This window comes from Nostoc sp. NMS7, assembly GCF_017115085.1.
GTDB lineage: Bacteria > Cyanobacteriota > Cyanobacteriia > Cyanobacteriales > Nostocaceae > Nostoc.
The window spans coordinates 15,625-31,561 of record NZ_JABXKJ010000026.1; the positions used below are offsets into that span (position 1 = coordinate 15,625).

Annotated in this window: 11 protein-coding genes and 1 pseudogene; 5 read left to right on the forward strand and 7 right to left on the reverse strand. The window is 41.7% G+C overall.

Annotation, left to right across the window (positions count from 1 at the left end; genetic code table 11):
* The first annotated feature begins 58 nt into the window (after window positions 1-58).
* Together HWQ38_RS01915 and HWQ38_RS01920 are read left to right on the forward strand one after the other, a co-directional pair.
* The gene (locus tag HWQ38_RS01915) at window positions 59-1,285 is read left to right on the forward strand and encodes a hypothetical protein (RefSeq protein WP_292789582.1); all 1,227 of its coding nucleotides are present in this window, start codon (window positions 59-61) and stop codon (window positions 1,283-1,285) included.
* Between the two features lie 164 nt (window positions 1,286-1,449).
* Entirely contained in the window at window positions 1,450-6,195 is a 4,746-nt protein-coding gene (locus HWQ38_RS01920; RefSeq protein WP_292789584.1) for a response regulator, read from the forward strand.
* Between the two features lie 108 nt (window positions 6,196-6,303).
* Here the strand turns inward: HWQ38_RS01920 and HWQ38_RS01925 are convergent, their stop codons facing one another.
* Complete coding sequence (locus HWQ38_RS01925) at window positions 6,304-6,720, reverse strand: anti-sigma regulatory factor (RefSeq protein WP_292789585.1); 417 nt, start codon at window positions 6,718-6,720, stop codon at window positions 6,304-6,306.
* A 150-nt stretch (window positions 6,721-6,870) separates the two neighbouring features.
* Between HWQ38_RS01925 and HWQ38_RS01930 the strand changes: the two genes are divergently transcribed.
* Window positions 6,871-8,061 carry a SpoIIE family protein phosphatase gene (locus tag HWQ38_RS01930; RefSeq protein ID WP_292789587.1) on the forward strand — a complete coding sequence of 397 codons (1,191 nt, stop codon included), beginning with the start codon at window positions 6,871-6,873 and terminating at the stop codon, window positions 8,059-8,061.
* A 41-nt stretch (window positions 8,062-8,102) separates the two neighbouring features.
* Here HWQ38_RS01930 and HWQ38_RS01935 read toward each other — a convergent pair whose 3' ends face one another.
* The 3 genes from HWQ38_RS01935 to HWQ38_RS01945 all read right to left on the reverse strand — a co-directional run bounded on the left by HWQ38_RS01935 (window position 8,103) and on the right by HWQ38_RS01945 (window position 13,502).
* Window positions 8,103-8,429 carry an STAS domain-containing protein gene (locus HWQ38_RS01935; protein WP_292789588.1) on the reverse strand — a complete coding sequence of 109 codons (327 nt, stop codon included), beginning with the start codon at window positions 8,427-8,429 and terminating at the stop codon, window positions 8,103-8,105.
* A 189-nt stretch (window positions 8,430-8,618) separates the two neighbouring features.
* The gene (locus HWQ38_RS01940; protein ID WP_292789590.1) at window positions 8,619-10,628 is read right to left on the reverse strand and encodes a glycosyltransferase; all 2,010 of its coding nucleotides are present in this window, start codon (window positions 10,626-10,628) and stop codon (window positions 8,619-8,621) included.
* 114 nt (window positions 10,629-10,742) lie between these two features.
* On the reverse strand, window positions 10,743-13,502 hold the full coding sequence (locus HWQ38_RS01945; RefSeq protein WP_292789591.1) for a DUF3131 domain-containing protein: 2,760 nt from the start codon (window positions 13,500-13,502) through the stop codon (window positions 10,743-10,745).
* A gap of 163 nt (window positions 13,503-13,665) precedes the next feature.
* Here HWQ38_RS01945 and HWQ38_RS01950 point away from each other — a divergent pair, with 163 nt between their 5' ends.
* Together HWQ38_RS01950 and HWQ38_RS01955 are read left to right on the forward strand one after the other, a co-directional pair.
* Window positions 13,666-14,139, forward strand: coding sequence for a type II toxin-antitoxin system VapC family toxin (locus HWQ38_RS01950; protein WP_292789592.1), 474 nt, complete (start codon window positions 13,666-13,668; stop codon window positions 14,137-14,139).
* 3 nt (window positions 14,140-14,142) lie between these two features.
* Entirely contained in the window at window positions 14,143-14,337 is a 195-nt protein-coding gene (locus tag HWQ38_RS01955; RefSeq protein WP_292789594.1) for a hypothetical protein, read from the forward strand.
* Between the two features lie 215 nt (window positions 14,338-14,552).
* Here the strand turns inward: HWQ38_RS01955 and HWQ38_RS01960 are convergent, their stop codons facing one another.
* The 3 genes and pseudogenes from HWQ38_RS01960 to HWQ38_RS01970 form a co-directional block, all read right to left on the reverse strand.
* Entirely contained in the window at window positions 14,553-14,873 is a 321-nt protein-coding gene (locus HWQ38_RS01960; protein ID WP_292789595.1) for a DUF5615 family PIN-like protein, read from the reverse strand.
* 1 nt (window position 14,874) lies between these two features.
* The gene (locus HWQ38_RS01965) at window positions 14,875-15,093 is read right to left on the reverse strand and encodes a DUF433 domain-containing protein (protein ID WP_292789596.1); all 219 of its coding nucleotides are present in this window, start codon (window positions 15,091-15,093) and stop codon (window positions 14,875-14,877) included.
* A 247-nt stretch (window positions 15,094-15,340) separates the two neighbouring features.
* Window positions 15,341-15,937, reverse strand: a pseudogene (locus tag HWQ38_RS01970) (hypothetical protein); the annotation flags it as partial.

Consider the following 15,937-nt stretch of genomic DNA (forward strand, 5'->3'; position numbering starts at 1 on the left):
GTAATCTGTACAAACCTTTAATTATTAACGCCGTTCTACTTTTAGTAAGTATCGACCAATGGCAAATAGTTTTAGACGTGATATCTTTGTTTCTCGATCTAGTTTGTCCATCTTTTTGATTTTGGGATGCCTACAGATTCAATTAGGAGTAATCTCTAACGTAGGTATTTGGACATTATCAGAAGCTAAGTTACAAGCTGCCCAAGCACATCAGACCTGGAAATCAGCCTCAGAATTCACCGAGCGAGTCACCAAAGTAAATCCAACACCTATTTTGATGGCGGCACCCGAAAACTTCAATCCTGAACTGCTGCGATTACCGCCAGCCTTACCTGTACCACGGCAGAATTCTACCCCACCAACAACTTCCAGCAAACCAGGAATGCCAGATGTAGTTTGGGAAAGTATTCATACAGACTATCGCTATGACACAGACAACTTTGGCCAAACTAATTTTTTCCTCGAACCAACGGTTCAGTTTCGATTGAGTAATGGCAATAAAATATTTTTCAAGACAGGTTTTAATTTCTTTGAGCAACGCGGTGTTGAATCAATTAGCAATTTTCCCTTAAAAGTTGGATGGCAAGGAAAAATTGGGCAAGTAACTCTGCAAACAGCAGTCGGAGTCGATGTGTTCAATCGTTTACCCACAACTATCAATCTCAATGCTAAGGTGGAGGCTGCCATTTCGCCGCCGCAAGTTTCGCCATCAGGTCGATTACTATCGGTAGTAGTACTATCAGGTAATTTCGAACAAGGGCCTTATAAATCTAATGCCCGAACTTTAGATAACCAAATTACTGCTTGGCGATTTGGGCCTGATTTATACTGGCAGATTGACCGTGACACCAGCTTGTTTTCCTCATTGCGTTTAGGTAGTTACAACGATGGTAATTCGGAGGTGCAGTCTTTTAGTAGGTTAGAGCGCAAGTTCGGACAGTTTTCTCTGGCAACTAACTTATTCACTTGGAGTTACGATCGCAATTTAGAAGGCACAAGTGGCTATTTTTCGCCACCAGATTTCCTAGTTTACAACGCTGAGGTGGCTTGGGAGGGAGATATTGCTAATTTCTTACGCTGTCGCCTCGCTGCCAACTTCGGACGGCAGCGACTTAAAGGAGAATTTGACAACGCTAATACCTATCAAACGCGCTGTACGCTAAAGCTGTCGCCCAATATAGAAGCAGACTTGGGCTATAGCTTTAGTAATGTCCGCAATCAAGATACCGGGGAAAGCGCCTATAGTAGTAATTCCTTGATAGGACAGTTGCGGGTCAAATTTTAAGAGTCAGTAAATAATTCGTAATTCGTAATTTTCAATTCTGTAGCAACAACTTCAGGCGTAGATAATGCCAATTTGAAAAATGATTGCGATAAATAAATTTACACCAAGGCGATTCCTAATCCAAAATCTAAAATCAAAAATCCAAAATGGTATGAGGCTGAAGAATGAAAGCACCATTACCTGATAACGAAAGACAGCGAATCGAATCTCTTTTGCAGTATAAGATTCTCGATACTCGTTCGGAACCTGCCTTTGACGACCTCACCCGTTTAGCCTCATATATTTGTGGAACTCCTATTGCCTTAATCGGTTTAATTGATAGCGATCGCCAGTGGTTCAAGTCAAAGGTTGGAATGGATGTTCTAGAAGCACCGCGAGATTTGACATTCTGCGCCCATGCGATTCTGCAACCTGAAGTTCTTATTGTCCCTGACGCCACAGAAGACGAAAGATTTGCGACAAATCCGGCAGTCACCTCTGACCCGAATATTCGGTTTTATGCTGGAATACCACTGATTAACGCTGAAGGATATGCATTAGGAACACTTTGTGTAGTTGACTATGTACCAAGAAACCTCTCTCCAGAACAAGTTGAAGCATTAGGAATTCTAGGTCGCCAGGTAATCAAGCAACTAGAAATCCGGCGTAACTTAGCAAGCTTGGTATTGGCAAGTGATACACGCAAACACTCACAAAAGCCAAGCAAACAATTTTCTAAAACAGTAGCCACAGGGTTTGGGTTAGCATCGGCAATTTTAGTTTTAATTGGCATGATTTCTTATCAAAGCACACGTATATTAATTGATACTAATACTCATCTACAAAGAACCCAAGAGAAAATCAATAAACTGGAAGAATTACTGTCCGACATGAAGGATGCTGAGACTGGACAACGCGGTTACGTCCTGACTGGGCAAAAAAGTTATCTGGAACCTTATCAAACAGCAGTTGCAAACATCAATCCAAAAATTGCAGAACTGAAGGATTTAATCATAGATCAACGTAGTCAACAAAAGCAGTTTGCAATCCTTAAAAGTCTGATAACTGCAAAACTTGCCATACTCAAGCAGACTATATACCTGTATCAAAATCAGGGATTCGATGCGGCGTTGCAGTTAATCCAGACAAATCAGGGAAAAAATCTTATGGATGATATCCGTGAGGTCATCTCTGAGATAAAAAAACAGGATAGAAGGTTGCTTCAATACCAGTTACAAGCTGCAAAAACCAGCGCTAACGACACGGTTTTGACAGTGGCGATCGCTACTTGCCTAAGTTTTCTCGTCCTGGCTATAGTCTACTACTTCATTTCTCGTGAGGTAAAAGTGCGTAAATTAACAGAAGAGATATTGATCAAAGAACGCAACTTTATTTCAGCAGTCCTTAATACAGCTAGCACTTTGGTAATAGTTCTTGACACACAAGGGCAAATCATTCGCTTCAATCAAGCTTGTGAACAAACAACAGGTTACTCATTTGATGAGGTGAGAGGAAGACATTTCTGGAACTTGTTTCTACTCCCAGAAGACATGGGGCCAGTTAAAGCAGTTTTTGAAGAGTTGCAATCTGGTAAAGTTCTCAAAAAATACGAAAACTATTGGGTAACTAAGGATGGCAGTCGGCGGCTGATTGCCTGGGTTAACACTATTTTGCCAGACGATAAGGGCGAGGTTGAATATATTATTGGCACAGGTATTGATATCACCGATGTCTACGAGGAGCTTAGGTTACGCAAACAAGCTGAACAGCATCTCAAAGCAGAGTATGCTACAACCCGCGTCTTAGCAGAATCAACTACAATCAATGAAGCCATGCCCCAAATCCTCCAAGGAATCTGCGAAAGTTTGGGATGGGATTTAAGTGAATTTTGGATGCTAGATCAGCAAACCAATCTACTAAATTTGTTAAATTCATGGTATAAAATCTCCTTCGAGATGCAACAATTTGACATCTTAAGTCGGCAGATCACCCTTGCACCCGGAATCAGCCTGCCTGGTCGTGTCTGGGCTAATGCTGAACCTGTTTGGATTACTGATGTCCTTAAAGATCAGAATTTCCTCCGCTTTCAAATCGCTAGCGAAGCAGAACTGCACGGAGCTTTCGGTTTTCCGATCCGTAGTGGTAAAAAAATCCTCGGTGTGATTACCTGCTTTAGCCATCAGATCCAGCAACCTGACCCAGATTTGGCAAAGGTGATAAATTCTATTGGTGAGCAAGTAGGGCAGTTTATTGAGCGCAAGCAATCAGAAGAACAAATTCAACGCCAAAACTTGCGATCGCAACTATTTACTGAAATCACCCTCAAGATTCGTCAGTCTTTGCAAATCAAAGAAATTCTTCAAATCACTGTTACAGAGGTACAAAAAATTATCCATAGCGATCGAGTTTTGATTTATCAACCTTTGGCAGATGAATCTGGAGCTACGGTGGTTGAGGCAGTAGTTTCTGGCTGGCAGGCAATCAAAGAGAAAAAGCTCACTGATGCTTACTTTCAAGCAGAATACATCCAACAGTACCATCTACAGCAGTTCCGTCAAAAACGGAATCTGGGGCTTGCTGAATTAGATATAGCTGAACTCCAAAAAACCCACATGGAATTACTGCAAGAATTTGCAGTCAAGTCCAATTTGGTCATACCCATTCTTGTCAAAGAAGAACTCTGCGGTTTGCTAATTGTCCATCAGTGTAGCAGTTCCCGCCAATGGTCTAGCTTTGAAACTCATCTTTTACGGCAAATAGCTGACCAAGTAGGTATTGCCTTAGCCCAAGCTCAAATGTTAAACGCTGAAACTCAACAGCGACGAGAACTCGAAATTGCCCGTCAGCAAGCTGAATTAGCTTCTCAAGCCAAAAGTGCCTTTTTGGCGAACATGAGCCATGAAATTCGGACTCCGATGAATGCTGTGTTGGGGATGACAGGCTTAATGTTAGAAACTCCGCTCAACTCGGAGCAACGGGATTTTATCGAAACAATTCGCATTAGTGGAGACGCTCTCTTAAGCCTAATCAACGAAATTTTGGATTTGTCCAAACTTGAGTCTGGAGAAATGGCACTAGAAACTCTAGATTTTGACTTATCTACCTGTGTGGAAGAGGTGTTGGAATTATTGGCTCCCTCAGCCCATAAAAAGGGATTAGAAATTGCAGCGTTAATCTATAACAACGTCCCCACCTACCTTCAAGGCGATGCTGGCCGCCTGCGGCAAATTCTGATGAACCTAATCAGCAATGCGATCAAGTTCACCACCAATGGAGAGGTAGTATTACGAGCCGAATTGCGATCGCAAAACTCTACTACAGCCAGCATCTATTTTGCGATCACAGATACCGGTCTTGGCATTACCCCTGAAGACCAATGCAAACTCTTTACCCCATTTACTCAAGTAGATGCTTCCATCACCCGCAAATATGGCGGCACAGGTTTGGGATTAGCCATCTGCAAGCAACTGGTGAGCTTGATGGGAGGAGAAATTGGTGTAGAAAGCCAGTTGGGGAAAGGATCTAAGTTTTGGTTTCAAGTAACTCTCGCCAAACAACTTCACCCTATTTCCTTAGAAGGTGATGGCTTCTCTACCAGACGCTACGAGAACGCCGAACTTTTGCTGAATCGACGCTTGTTAGTGGTGGATGATAATGGCACTAATCGCAAAATCATCCACCATCAAGCTATTCGTTGGGGGATGCTGGTCGATGAGGCTGCTTCGGCTACTGCTGCCCTCGAAGCTATTCAGGAGGCTGCCAAGCAAAAAAATCTCTATGACGTTGCTGTGATTGATATGCAGATGCCAGAAATAGATGGCATGACTTTGGGAGAACAGATTAAGACAAATTCAGCGATCGCTGGGCTGCCTTTGATTATACTTACTTCTACTAATCAACGGGATGAAATCGAACTGGCGCTAAAAATCGGATTTGCGGCTTATTTGGTCAAACCTGTTAAGCCATCCCGATTCCTCGATACCATCATGACTGTTTTAGGAATGCAGCCGGAAACAGAGGAGTCAGGAGTCAGAATACATTCTTCAGAATACATTCCTCAGGAGTTAAAACTGAAAAATTACGAAAATAACAGCAACGATCATTTTCCTAGCTGCCAGTTCCTGGCTCCTGACTCCCCCAGACTTAGAATTCTCCTAGCTGAAGATAATCTGGTAAATCAGAAAGTTGCCTTGAAACAACTGCAAAGCCTGGGTTATAGCGCTGATGTCGCTGGGAATGGGAAAGAAGTTTTGCAATTATTAGAAAAAATTCCCTACGATTTAATTCTGATGGATTGCCAAATGCCAGTTCTCGACGGTTTAGAAACCACAAAAGAAATTCATCGTTGGCAACAAAGCAGTTTTGTTAGTGGTCATCGTCCTGTGATCATTGCGATGACAGCTAATGCCATGAAAGAAGACCAACAAATGTGTCTAGATGCCGGCATGGACGACTATTTGAGCAAGCCAGTAATCAAAGAAAAATTGGCGGCGGCGGTAGAGCGTTGGAGAAGTGTGATCTTCAGCGTCAAAGAAACAGCTGCCATAGAGCAGACAGTTTCTACGACAGATGTAGGTTCAGTTGACCTCCTAATTGATTGGGAACGCTTGCATCGACTCTCAGAAAACAACCTAGAATTTGAATTAGAACTACTGCAAATATTTGTTGAAGATATTCAACCTCGTATAGAGGTAGTTAAAATAGCGATCGCATCTCATGATTTTCAGGAACTAGCGCTCCAAGCCCATCAAATTAAAGGCGCTAGTGGCAATATAGGAGCTACAACCATATATCTGGTAGCACAAAAGCTAGAACAATTCGCTCGCAACCAAGAACGTCGAGGTACTACTAACTTTGTCTTAGAGTTAGAAGAGTATATTAAACGCATCCAAGAGTTTTTGATCTCCAAAGAGAGTAACGCCAAAATCTGAAAAATTAATCCTGACGCTATCGCAATTTCCGCTCAATACATAGCGATTAATCGCGTCTCTCCAAACTCCTGTACAGACGCGATTAATCGCGTCTCTCCAAACTCCTCTTTAATAATATTTACTAATAAATAAACAGCAACGATGATCTCCTGTCGGCTCATAACTAAATTTGTCGGCAATGGCAGACATAATTTTTAAACCACGCCCGCGCTCTTGCTCATTGTCCTCAAATTCCAATGTTTGTTGCAACTTATGCTCTAAGTTATAGGGTTCACCTTGAGACCAGATGCGAATTTCTATATATTCATTTAGCCGCACAGCTTCTATTTCAATAGGAGTTTCAATAGGTAAATTTTTGTGGGCATGTTCAACAATGTTAGCAAAGCCTTCGATCAAAAGTGTTTGACATTGCCACCAAATTTGTTGATCGGGAATAGGTGGTTGATTCATCTGCTCAAACCAAGACAACACTTGAGGTGATGCTCTCAGGTCTGTGTTAACTTTTAGATAAATTTTATTTTTCACTTTTTAACCAATAAAATATTTTGAGATGATTATATTCGGTAATTAATTTATTTAATTTGGGTATTTTCACTATACTTTCCCAACTGAATTGCATATAAGTTAAATTAAAGCAACTATTTACTGATCATTTTACTTAAGAAAATTTAATTTATGTTTAAAATTCTGGTTATTGATGATGACCCGATAGTGCGAACAGTACTGAAAAGGACACTCCAAAAGCAGGGTTATGATATCAGTGTAGCCAGCAATGGCGAGGAAGGAATTGCCCAAGCACAATTACTACATCCGGCTCTGATTATCTGTGACTGGATGATGTCCCACCTAGATGGGCTAGAAGTGTGTCGTCAAATTAGAGCATATCCAGAGTTGGCAACTACTTTTTTTATTCTATTGACAGCTAGGGGAGCAGCCCCAGGAGAGGAGGAAGATAGAGTTAAGGGACTTGACGCTGGAGCAGATGAGTTTATCTCTAAACCAATAGAGATGAATGAATTAAAAGCACGGGTAAGAGCAGGATTAAGGTTACACCAGCTGAATCAGGATTTACAAAGTCAAAAAGAAGCTTTGGAGACACTCAATCAGGATTTGCAAACCCAAAAGCAAATTTTGGAAGCAGAATTGGCTGAAGCAGGTGATTATGTGCGATCGCTTCTACCTTCACCGCTTGTGGGAGCAGTAACTACAGAAAGTCTGTTTATTCCTTCAGCACAGCTAGGGGGTGATTGCTTCGATCATCATTGGATTGACGAGGATAATTTAGCAATTTATTTGTTAGATGTATCAGGACATGGCGTGGGTTCAGCCCTCTTATCTGTATCTGTCCTGAATATTTTGCGATCGCAATCTCTACCAAACACTAACTTTTGTCAACCAAGTGAAGTCCTGAAAGCCCTCAATCACGCTTTCCAAATGAGCAAGCACGGTGATAAATACTTCACAATCTGGTATGGAGTTTATCACCGTCTTAAACGTCAACTCATTTATGCCAACGCCGGGCATCCACCCGCTTTACTGTTATCTACTAACTCTACAAGAAGCATCCAAGTTAAACAGCTAAATTCTTTAGATTTACCAATCGGCTTTTTACCTGAAGTCCAATTTGAGGATGCTGTTTTGGATATCAAAGAAAACAGCACTTTATACATCTTTAGTGATGGTGCTTATGAAATTAATCAGTCAAATGGAAAAATTTGGGGGATTGATGCTTTCATTGACTTACTAACCGAATATAGCCAGAAAGATAGCTATAACCTCAATCAACTATTAGCGAAGATTATCACCTTAAATGCTCAAGATAATCTTGATGATGATTTATCTTTAGTAAAAGTTAACTTTGGTTAGGATAGTCAAACGTGGCTTTTTATTTTGTATTATCTAATAGCTTACTGTGTTGTCCATATTTGGCGCTTGAATTCATCCTGGTCAGCAAATGTTTTAAAAATTCTATCCATTTTAGTCAGTTCAAATAACATCCTGACTTGATCGCTGATCGAACAGACAAAAAGTTTACCATTAGCATTTCGGACAATTTGCATTGCTGATACTAAAGCACCTAAGCCAGAGCTATCAATAAACTTTACTTCTTTAAGATCAAGCAACAAAACATTAGCTCCATTGGCCATAATGTTGCTAACTTCACGACGCAGTTCGTTACCTCTAAGACCATCTAATATTCCAGATAATTCTAATACTGTTACACTCAACTTCATGGGTTTATTGTCCGATTATTTGCTTAAAAACTATACATTTATATTTTGGCATTTACCTAATGCAAACGGCAATAGATATAGGAATAAATCACATCTATTTTTAGAACCATAGTTTTGAAAATAGATTGGATTTACAAGTCAGGAGTCGGGAGTTATTTATTATTCACCTCCTCTTTCCCTGCTTGCCTCTTAAGTCTCTTTTGGAGGCTGCCAAACAGATGCACGGATGATAGCCCACAAAAGTAACAAGTTATAGATAGCCCATGCACCATTGATTAGGTAAATCAAAGGATGATTTAAATGATTAATTGCAAAGCGGTAAAGGCTCCACAATATTCCTATAATAGTGAGGAAAAAGATAAGTAGTTGGGGCCAAATTAGTTGGAAATACACTCCAGATTGTCGCTGCTTAGGTGTTACTTGGAATTTGATATTGCTCCCAAAAAGCACACTTAATACGGCTTGGATAAACAAGGGAAATAAGGCGATCGCGTATTGTTCTGTTCGCCAAAGTTCTCTAGGTGGAATGCCCCAAGCAGCTGTGAGAAAAGTCAAGCGGTTGATAATAAAAGCTGGTAAAAAGTGTAGAGCGAAATCAAACCCGTAGGTTTTAACTGGAACAATGCCTGTGAAAAAATAGATGATTGGACAAGAAATAAAAATCAGAGTTGAAAAACCAGAGAAATAGCTATACATCGTCTGAAAATAGTTCAATCTTTGCCAGAATGTTAGCCCTGATTTGGTGAGCGGATTTTCTCTCAGTAACACTTGGATAGTTCCTTGTGCCCAGCGTAGCCTCTGTTTCAGAGTAGAACTCAGGTCATCTGGCGCTAAACCTTCTGCCAAAAGTTCATTGTGATAAATAGATTTCCAGCCAGCACTATGCAGACGCATGGCTGTATTCATATCTTCGGTAATGCTATGACTCGATATCCCACCAACTAAATCAAATTCATTTAAACTTTTTTCATCTTTGGCAAATTCCTCAGCAAAATTTTGCAGTCCGACACTAACTAATGCTTCCCGCCTCAGTATCGCATTTGTACCCGTATAGAAGGCAGCATTCATGCCATCTTTACCCTGTTGGAGTGGCCCATAAAATAAATGTGCTTGATGCCCAAAGGGATCGCCTGGAGGAATGTTGTGAAAATCTTGGGGTGTCTGTACAAAAGCAATTTTATTCGGCTCATATTTCCCTATTAAAAGATTATAGATGTAGAAATAAGGCAGAACTCGCTTGAGAAATTGTGGTTTGGGAATATGGTCAGCATCTAGGGTAAGAATAAACTCTCCTGAAGTTTCTCCAGAAAAAATCGCGTAATTGAGATTACCCGCTTTAGCGTGGTGGGGTACACCAGCTGGTTTGGGACGAGCAATGTAGCGAAAACGAGCGAGTTCAAGTAGTTCGAGTTCTTTCTTGCGAATAGCCTCTTCTAAGGTTTTCCGTTCAGTAATTAAGCGATCGCGTAGCGTCTCCCCAGGAGAATCGCTTATGCTTTGATCAGCCGGAGATAACCAAAGTATAAGCGATCGCAGACTTTGTACAAATTCGGTAACAGACCGGTTAACTGCTAGTTCTGATGATGATGTTTGCAGCCATTGTTCTGCGGCTTGAGTATTAGGTGTCAGATTTTCCAGTTGCTTCAGACGCTCCAACAAATAAGAGTGTTCTGCATCAATCCGCTCCGCTTCTTGTTGGAGTTTTGGTGACTGCAAATCCTCAATAGACAATCTTTCTGCCATAGCCCGCATATCAGCCGAGTTACCATCATCCAGGACATAAACTAGTAATTTTGTTGGCGGGTAATCCATCGCTAGAGCAGCTTTGGCAGTTTCTTCGACAATTTCGGGTGGCTCGTTGTAGCATGTGACAAACACATCTACTGTTGGCCAGTCCGAACTGCGTAGAAGCGGGTTCATCTGATCGAGAGACTTAATTTGTCGGACTAAAGGACGCCACAACCCAATTACAAACATTACGCCGCCAAAATAGCTATAAATTTCTGCTATTAGCAAAGGAATCGAGATCCACAGCGCATCAAAATTGATGGAATAGGTAATGCGCCATTGCAAATACCAGATACCAAAAATTAAATTTATTTCTGCTAAATAGCGAAATAACAGCGTTCTTTTTTTGAGTAACGAGCGGCTGTTACCAGAAAAACTTGAGGAATTATCAAGAATAGAAACTGAAGTCATATAGGACTCACATTTTATTTTTGAAATATACCTAGTGGCGTGACAAGGCTAAAATGATGCCATTCGTGGTAGGGGTAGGGTGTGTTATGGCGTTAGCCTAATGCACTTTTCTTACTAACTTCTACCTGAAACCCAGTAACTTCCAGAACTATCAGAAGTTAACTTGGTTTGTTGTCTGGCAGTGTTAGGTAAACCTCGCCCAGAATCTCCCTTAGTAACTTCTTGCCACCAAAGAGATTTCATGGTGGTAGTCGGACGAATTAGGGGTTGTCGATTCGTCACTTCATATAGCAAAGATTCCAAAATCATACTGTTGGTGCTGCTGGTGAAACCAATTGCTGTTTTACCCGTGGTTTCATAGAAGCCCTCATAAAATCCAATTAATGGATTATATAAGTCAGTCGTTCCTTGCAGTAACTCTTGACTGTACTTGTTTTCTGGAAGCAAAGCATGATAGGCAAAAGCAACTGCTGTACTTACTAATCGCCCCTTTGGTACTAGTTTACCGTCATCTCCTAAAGCCACCCAAGACTGACTAATTGAGCTGTGAATAATGTAAGGTTTACGATCAATTAAAGTGGTGGCTGAGGCTGTGAAAGTGCCGGTGCGACGGTAACGTTCAGCTTGCGCCTGAAAAATTGGTTCAAAGAGCGATCGCATTTGTGGATCTAGTCCAAACTCCAATGCATAGAGTAAAAAAGGATTGCTAACTGTGTATTGGTTAACTTTGGAGTTAGTATCGGTGCGATGGCGTTGAATTGGGATTTTCACCCCCTCCACCGAGACAGTTTGATATTCACCGCCAACAGCAGAATGCTCAACATTAAATCCCCATAATTGAAAACCACGAGCTGCATATTCCTCATATCCTAAGCGGGTTTCAGGGTTGACGCGGGTAAGAAGTCGCCCATCTTGATCTTTGATCACAGTGGCGCTAGAGAGAATACCTTCACGCACCACACGCAAGTATGACCAATCCAGCACAATTTTATCGACGGCAGCCGTGTATTCTGGATGACAGGTTTTTAAATTGTAAAGCGCTGCCAGCATTCTACCTAAATCTAAAGCTGACCAACCGGTTCCTTCTGGGACTGGATTTCCACCATAATCTATTGGTTGTAGCGATCGCGTATCATAACCCCGACTCGGCAATTCTCCAGCAAATAACGGTAACTTTGTCAAGGCTGCTAAAAGCTGTCGGGTGCGCTCGTCAAATTCTTTCGGGGTAATTATATCGAGCGATCGCACTGCATGGAGTGTTGCCAGATAATCTCCCAATCCCCAGAGAGTTGCACCTTTAAAATCACTGCGATCGTCGATCAGCCCACTCTTAGAATGATAATTTGCTTGAAAGTATCGCCAAGCCGCCTCTGCATAGCGCCGTTCAATAATTGTCAGTGGTCGATCTAATTTCAGGTTAGATGATGATTCAGGATTATCCACTGGTAGAATCGGTGCAACGGTCACTTCTATAACTTTAGAATTATTTGCAGGGGTTGCGATCGCAGGTGTAACAGGTGAATTCGGTTGATTTGCAGGTGTTGCAGGAGAAGCATTTTCACTGGGCTTACTACTAGACGCACTTGCAGAAGTGGAAGCAATTAAAGGGTGATTTCCCCTAGCTTTATAGTATAAAATCTCTAAAATTAACCCATTAGTATTACCTGTCAAAGCTTTATTGGGTTGTTTTGATTCTTCATAGATACCAGCATAGTAACCGCTATCATCAGGACTGCGGAGATCCTTGACTGCATCAAAAACTTTTTGGGCATAGGCATTATCTGGAAAAAGATAGCGCCAACCAAAAGCCGCTTTTGTGCTGATGCTGCGAAACTGTGGGTAAGGTTGATTGGCATCGGTGATTGTTGCCCAGGTTGCACCGTTAGCGTAGACAGTGTTGTAAAGAAAATAGGGTGTTTGGTCAATATTATCTTCTGTAACGGCAGTCAACTGGCCTGTGGTATCAAAACGCCGTTTTTGCACATCTAAGACTCTGGCAGCAAAATCAGCTAACTCACCTTGCAAACCAAATTCAATCCCCTCAAGAATATAAGACTCACTCACAACATAATTATTCGCATTGGTGCTTTGAAAGTCACGCGTATCAACGGGAATTTGCACACCATTAATTTCGACTAACTTAAATGGTTCTAAAGAAATAGCCTTGGGTGCAGAGAAACCCCAAAGTTGATAACCTCTAGCGGCGTATTCTTCATAGCCAAGTCGTCCTTCTTGCACCAGTAACGTTTTGTTATCTGGGAGAACAGTAGCGCCAAAAAGCTGTCCATCTTTGAGCGATCGCGCCACTTGCCATTTCGCTACAATTCCTTTGAGCCAATCATTATATTGAGGATGACAGGTGCGGATCACATCAAACGCAGCCAGTATTCGCCCGACATCCAAAGCAGACCAACCAAGACCCCGCTCCAATGGGTTATTGCCATAATCAACCATCTGTGCGGTGGCTGTGTTATAGACTTTATTGGGCAAGGTATCTTCAAATAACTTCAAGCTGTTGAGAGTCATCAAAAACTTATTCAGGCGACTATCAAAGTCTGCTTGGTCAGTAAAATTCAACCAGCGTGCAGCATTCAATGCCATCAGATAATTCCCCATATCCCAGAGTGTACCAGAAGGATAACCGCCGGTAGAATTACTAAATCCCGTTGCTGGCTGATAATTTTTCACAAAATATTGCCAAGCAGCACGAGCATAAGTTTGTTCCTCTGGTGTCAGGGGAACTGTAATATTGCTACAGCTATTGGATTGGGATAAAACTGGTGTCGGGATGTAGAACAACAATTGCAGAAATGTTCCAATTAGGAACAATGCAACCCATCTCAACAGCTTTTGTTGACGGGGTTTGTATATCATATTGCAAAGAAGGAGTTAGGAGCGTCATAACCCGTCTGTACAGTTATAATTCATAAATCAAGCTTTTATCAGGTCTATTCTTTTGGTAATGGCTTTATCGATTCAGTCTTTACCGAGCAAGCGATAGTATGGGTTAGATGGAAAGGCTATCAACCCGTTCTACATGAGCGAAACTGTCTACATTGAAACTAGTATCCTGGGCTACCTCACAGCAAGATCAACCAGAAACCTGATCTTGGCAGCGAACATAGAAGTCACAAAAGAGTGGTGGGAATCTCGTAGAAGCTCATTTACACTCTACGTTTCACAAGTTGTTCTAGATGAAGTTACACGAGGAGACACCGAAATTGCATTGAAACGTTTGCAAATCCTCGAAGTGTTGCCGTTAGTTGAACTCAATCGGGCTGTAAAAAATTTGTCAGCACAGTTTCTTGCACGCAGTAATCTTCCTCCCAAAGCTTCCGACGACGCGGTTCATATCGCGGCAGCAACGGTTCACGGGTTGGATTACCTGCTAACGTGGAACTGTAAGCATATTGCAAACGCTCAAATTCAAAGAAAGCTTGCAGAAATTAGCTTTGATTTGGGATACGAATTACCAATAATTTGCACCCCTTACGAATTATTAGGAGATTAAGCTATGTGGCAAGATGAAATTTTAGATGAAATTCATAAAATTCGAGAAGAACACGCTAAATCTTTTAACTACGACTTAGATGCGATGTTTGCAGATTGGCAGAAAAAGCAAGCAGAAAGTGGAAGAGAAATCGTCAGCTTACCACCAAAGCACGGTCTAACAATGCGTTGGAGCCGACCGTCCAAAAGTGATTTGTAAGTGCCAGAGGTTATCGGCGGCGGCTCAACTGTGCCATTAACAGATATGTTATTTTGTTTACCACATCTTTTGCGATTCTTGCAGTTATGAGTTGATGCACAGCACACCTTTGATATTGCTCCCGCGATGTCTAAGACGACGATCTGTGACGCTCGAATTCATGCTTCAATTATGCAACATAGCGCTAGTAAAGTGGGCACTGCCCATCTTTGTTCTTATGCACTGACTACTGTAGCTTGTCCTTTAGTGGCTGTAGTTAAAATAGCTAAAATTTCTGGAACTAAAGGCTTTAGATCCGCTAAACGATTGGATGGGACTTGCAAAACAATTACCGCGATATCGAACTGTGGCAGATTTTGTTGAAACGACAAGTTGCGATCGACTGTGATGAAAACATCAAACTCCCTTTCTGCAAGGACAATAAGTTGACCATTTTTTACGCCCGCCCATCCCATTTGTGGAACTGTTTTCACTTCGTAGTCAACAAACTCTCTTGCAAACTTGCGATCAATACACTCATCCAACAGAAGTTTCATTCTATGCCACTATACCAACAAGCTGTTTTCCAGCTTCTTCCAATAAAGCAATAACCTGTTCTCTGCTAACAGTTGGAAATCCATCTAAAAAATCATCAATCGATTCTCCGGCTTTGAGATAATCCAAAAGCGTCTGCACAGGAACTCTAGTACCAGCAAAGACTGGAGTGCCGCCCATAATTTCAGGGGATACGCTAATAATTGGGGAGCTTTTAAGCATAAGTCTTTGATTTTTAAGTTCTCTACTTAATAAATAGTTTATCAAGCAAACAGCGCGGTCTATGCAACGCCAGATTTTTTAACGTTAAGTTGACACCAATGTACAGGTGTACACGCCTATCTATGTATCTGTATCAGCTATTTCGTTAAACGGTATAATTAGGCAAATATAATCTGACGCAATGTGCAATTTAGAGTTGATCATCGCAATATTTTGGTAAGTGCAAGAGTTACTCACAGAAAAACTTTTACAATTTCTGTCCCGCGTAAATCGATCGCACTTCGCCGTTACGCCGGATGACTGCTTCCCCATTACTAACATCTACTAATGTCCAACCGCTTGAGCCGATACTTTCACCCATATTAACGCGGCGAGTCACGCCATCGATTTTAAACAAAGCCGCAGATTTATTCCCCAATTCTAGCAATCCTTCTAAGGTATCACTAGGAGCATCCGCGATCGCAGTTGCCGGATATACTTGTTCCTGGGTAATAGTTGGTTCTGATTCTGGTGCCAGTGCAGCACGTAATGGAACTACTGGTAATGCAGGCAGAGGGTTAGGTGTTTGCCGCACGGTAATCGGTACAATTTTTCCAGCCACAGGTTTAACACCTCCTATAGCCGCAGTAAAGTTGGCGGTTATCGGCTTGGCAGCTTGTTGCACTCTATTTAGGGCACTTTTCACAAGATTCGGTTGATATCCGTTTAACACACTGGCAACTTGGGGTAAAAGTGCAGGACTACCAGGAATAGCCGGGAGCGGGTAATGCATTGGCGATGGTGCTTGATAAACGGGGACATAGATGCGTTCAACAACACTTCCAGAACGGTTAAGTGCTGGTGG